The organism is Brevundimonas sp., from assembly GCF_024711105.1.
Taxonomy (GTDB): domain Bacteria; phylum Pseudomonadota; class Alphaproteobacteria; order Caulobacterales; family Caulobacteraceae; genus Brevundimonas.
In genome coordinates this window covers 1-3,553 of sequence record NZ_JANJTL010000072.1, presented here as the reverse complement: position 1 = coordinate 3,553, position 3,553 = coordinate 1, and the positions used below count along the sequence as shown (strand labels likewise).

General features: G+C 68.1%; 2 protein-coding genes. One reads left to right on the top strand and one right to left on the bottom strand.

The window, feature by feature from the left end; all coding sequences use genetic code 11:
- On the top strand, positions 1 to 2,509 hold a 2,509-nt coding region (locus tag Q0M60_RS05665; protein ID WP_296817065.1), incomplete at its 5' end, for a DNA methyltransferase.
- 99 nt (positions 2,510 to 2,608) lie between these two features.
- Here the strand turns inward: Q0M60_RS05665 and Q0M60_RS05660 are convergent.
- Positions 2,609 to 3,553, bottom strand: a 945-nt coding sequence (locus Q0M60_RS05660; protein WP_296817063.1) for a hypothetical protein, incomplete at its 5' end; no start/stop codon positions are given.

Here is a 3,553-nt window from a genome sequence, read left to right as displayed (position 1 = left end):
CTTCCGGACCCACCTGCGCTGGTTCAACGGCGGCCTGTTCCACAACCCGCGCGCCTTCCCGATGACGCGCGAGGAGATCGGCGAACTGCTCGCCGCCTCAAAGCATGACTGGCGTTATGTTGAGCCGGCCATCTTCGGGACCTTGGTCGAACAGGCGCTGGACCCGGCCGAGCGCCGCAAGCTCGGCGCCCACTACACGCCCCGCTCCTATGTCGAGCGGCTGGTCGAGGTGACGGTCATGGAGCCGCTGCGCGAGGACTGGCGCGCCGCCCAGCTCAAGGCTGAGGACGCCCGAAACCGCAACGAGCCCAAGGAGGCCGTGGCCGCCGTCCGCGCCTTCCATCATCAGCTCTGCACCACCCGCGTGCTCGACCCCGCCTGCGGCACCGGCAACTTCCTCTACGTCTCGCTGGAGCTGATGAAGCGGCTGGAGGGCGAGGTGCTGGAGGCGCTCGCCGAGCTGGGCGAGATGGAAAGCATCGGCTTCGAGACGGTCGATCCGCACCAGTTCCTCGGCATCGAGCTCAACGTCCGCGCCGCCGCCATCGCCGAACTGGTGCTGTGGATCGGCTACCTCCAGCAGCACTACCGCAACCGCTCCGAACACCCCGCCGAGCCGATCCTCAAGGCCTTCGGCAACATTCAGCAGAAGGATGCGGTCCTGACCTGGGATGGCTATCCGGAGCTGCAGTTCGAGATGCAGGACGGCGTGGCGGTGCAGGTATTCCCGAACGCTCGCCGGCCGGAGTGGCCAGAGGCGGAGTTTATCGTCGGGAACCCGCCGTTCATCGGGAAGGGCGCGATCATGCGGACGGCCTTGGGTGACGGCTACCTCCAAGCGCTGAAGAAGGCGAACGCGCGCGTTGCCGCGTCAGCCGATTTCGTCATGCAGTGGTGGGACCGGGCCGCCGACGTGCTGACGCGCAAGAAGACACGCCTGCGCCGCTTTGGGCTCGTCACGACGAACTCGATGACCCAAAGCTTCAGCCGGCGGGTGATCGAGAAGCATCTCAACGGCAAGAACCCTGTATCGATCCTGTACGCGATCCCGGATCACCCTTGGACGAAGGCGAGCCGCGACGCGGCTGCGGTGCGCATCGCCATGACCGTCGCCCAGGCTGGCAGTGGGCCGGGGCGTTTGCTGCAGAGCGTGGAGGAAGCGGACGTCGATACGGATAGTCCCCAGATCGAACTCTCCGAAGCCGTCGGGCGCATTAACGCCGATCTTTCCGTTGGAGCGGATGCAACTTCAGTGGTCGCGCTGGAGGCCAACGCCGGGCTGTCGTGCAATGGCGTCATGCTCGCCGGCGAGGGCTTCGTCGTCCCCAGGGCGGTGGCAGAACACCTGATCGCGGCCGATCAACCACGCGGCTTCGGCCCGGCCGTGTTTCCTCACATCGGAGGAAGCGAACTCACCCAACGCAACCGAGGCGATTTCGTGATCGACTTCTACGGCCTTTCGGAAGCCGAGGCGCGACAACGCTTTCCCGCAGCCTTCCAGCACGTTCTGGAAGTCGTGAAGCCGGAGCGGGATCGAAACGCGGACCGGGGCTTTCGCGAGAAGTGGTGGCTGTTCGGACGGACCCGTCCCGAAATCCGTCGGGCGAATGAGGGACTCTCGCGGTACGTCGCCACGACGAGGACCGCCAAGCATCGCACCTTCCAGTTTCTTGATGGGAGCGTCACGGCTAACCACGAGACAGTGGTGATCAGCACCGACGACGCTTTCCACCTAGCCGCGCTTTCGTCGAGGCCACATACCCTCTGGGCGCTTCGAGCCGGCGGCACCCTGGAAGATCGGCCTCGTTACAACAAGGCGAGCACGTTCGACCCCTTCCCTTTCCCTGACCCCGACGAGCCCACCCGCGCCCGCCTCCGCGACCTCGGCGAGGAACTGGACGCCACCCGCAAGGCAGTGCAGGCCGAGCATCCCGACCTGACCCTGACCGGCCTCTACAACGTCCTTGAGAAACTCCGCGCCGACGAGCCGCTGACGGAGAAGGACGAGGACGTGAAGGCCCGCGGCCGGGTGTTGATCCTCAGGGACCTGCACGACCAGATCGACCGGGCGACCTGCGACGCCTACGGCTGGCCGCATGACCTGACCGACGAACAGATCCTCGAACGCCTCGTCGCCCTGAACGCCGAACGCGCCGCCGAGGAGGCCGCCGGCCACGTCCGGTGGCTGCGCCCCGACTACCAGATCCCCCGCTTCGCCAAGGGCACCGCCGCGCCCAAGTCCGGCGAACTCGCGTTCGGCGACACGGTGGTCGCCATCGAAAAGCGCCCGCCGAGCTTTCCGAAGGACAAGGGCGAACAGGTCATGGCCATCCGGGCCGTGCTCCAGGCCTCCGCCCGCCCGCTCGACGCCCCGGCGGTCGCCCGCGCCTTCAAGGGCGGCGGCAAGCGCATCGAGCAGCGCGTCCTCCAGGCGCTCTCCACCCTCGTCCGCTATGGCGAAATCACCGCCCTCCCGAACGGCGCCTATGCGGCTAGGCGAGCGGCTTAGGAGGCCTCGCCCCCTCTGGGCGCCGCCTCGAGCATCTGCCGCATGGAGGCCCGGGTGGCCGTGACCAGCTCTTTCGAGCCAGCTCCAGCCAAGCCTCCCTCACCAGACCCAATCCACCCAGGTGGGCTGGCTCATGAGGCGGTTGGGTCCGCGCTCGGAGAGCAGGGTTTCGGTGTCGGTGACGAAGGCCAGGGGGTGGCCGGGATCGCCGGGGCCAGCTCCGGTGTCGCAGACGACGGGCCCAGCCGGCGCGGCCTTGGGACCGATGTCCAGCGGCAGGATGAGCGGGTTGTCCAGGTCGGTCCAGTCGTCCTTGACCGTGTCGGTGTCCGAGCCCAGGCCGCCGCCGAAGCAGATCAGCGGCGCGTCGAACAGCTCCTTGGGACCCATCTCGGCGGGCAGCACCTCCGGCGGCAGTGAGGTGTCCCCGCCGTCATCCAGCCGGGTGTCCGGGCGCTCGCGCAGCAGCCAGCGCAGGCCGTGCGGGTCCCGCCCGCCGAAGGTGTCGAGCGCGTCGGCCCGGGCCTGCAGCATCGCGGGATCCGCGCTCTGCATCCATCGGCCCAGGAAGCCCTGGGTTACCTCTGATTGCACCGCTAGCGGACCGGCGCCGGGCGGCAGGATCAGCGGGTCCAGATCGGTCCAGTCGTCCTCCAGCGTGTCCGCGTCCGTGGCCAGTCCGCCGTCGAACACCGGACAGATGATGGCGTCGTCGTCGGAGAACAGGCCGGGTTTGGCGTCCTGATCGTCCGGCAGCACCTGGGGCCCGGCGTCCTTGGCCGTCTCCAGGAGCGGAGCGGCCGGGGCGACGAACTGGAAGTCGTCGACGTTCAGCTGGGCCTTGGTCACCCCCGTGAGCGTGATCGACAGGCCGCTCCTGGCGATCACCACCCCCCCGGCCGGGTCCGTCGCATGGATGAGCACATCGGCGAAGTCCGCCATCCAGCTGGTCTCCAGCCGGATCCGGTCGCCGATCCCGGCCCCGGCCGAGAAGTCGGTGATGACGTCCGCCCCGAAGCCGCCGGTGAAGACGAAGATGTCATT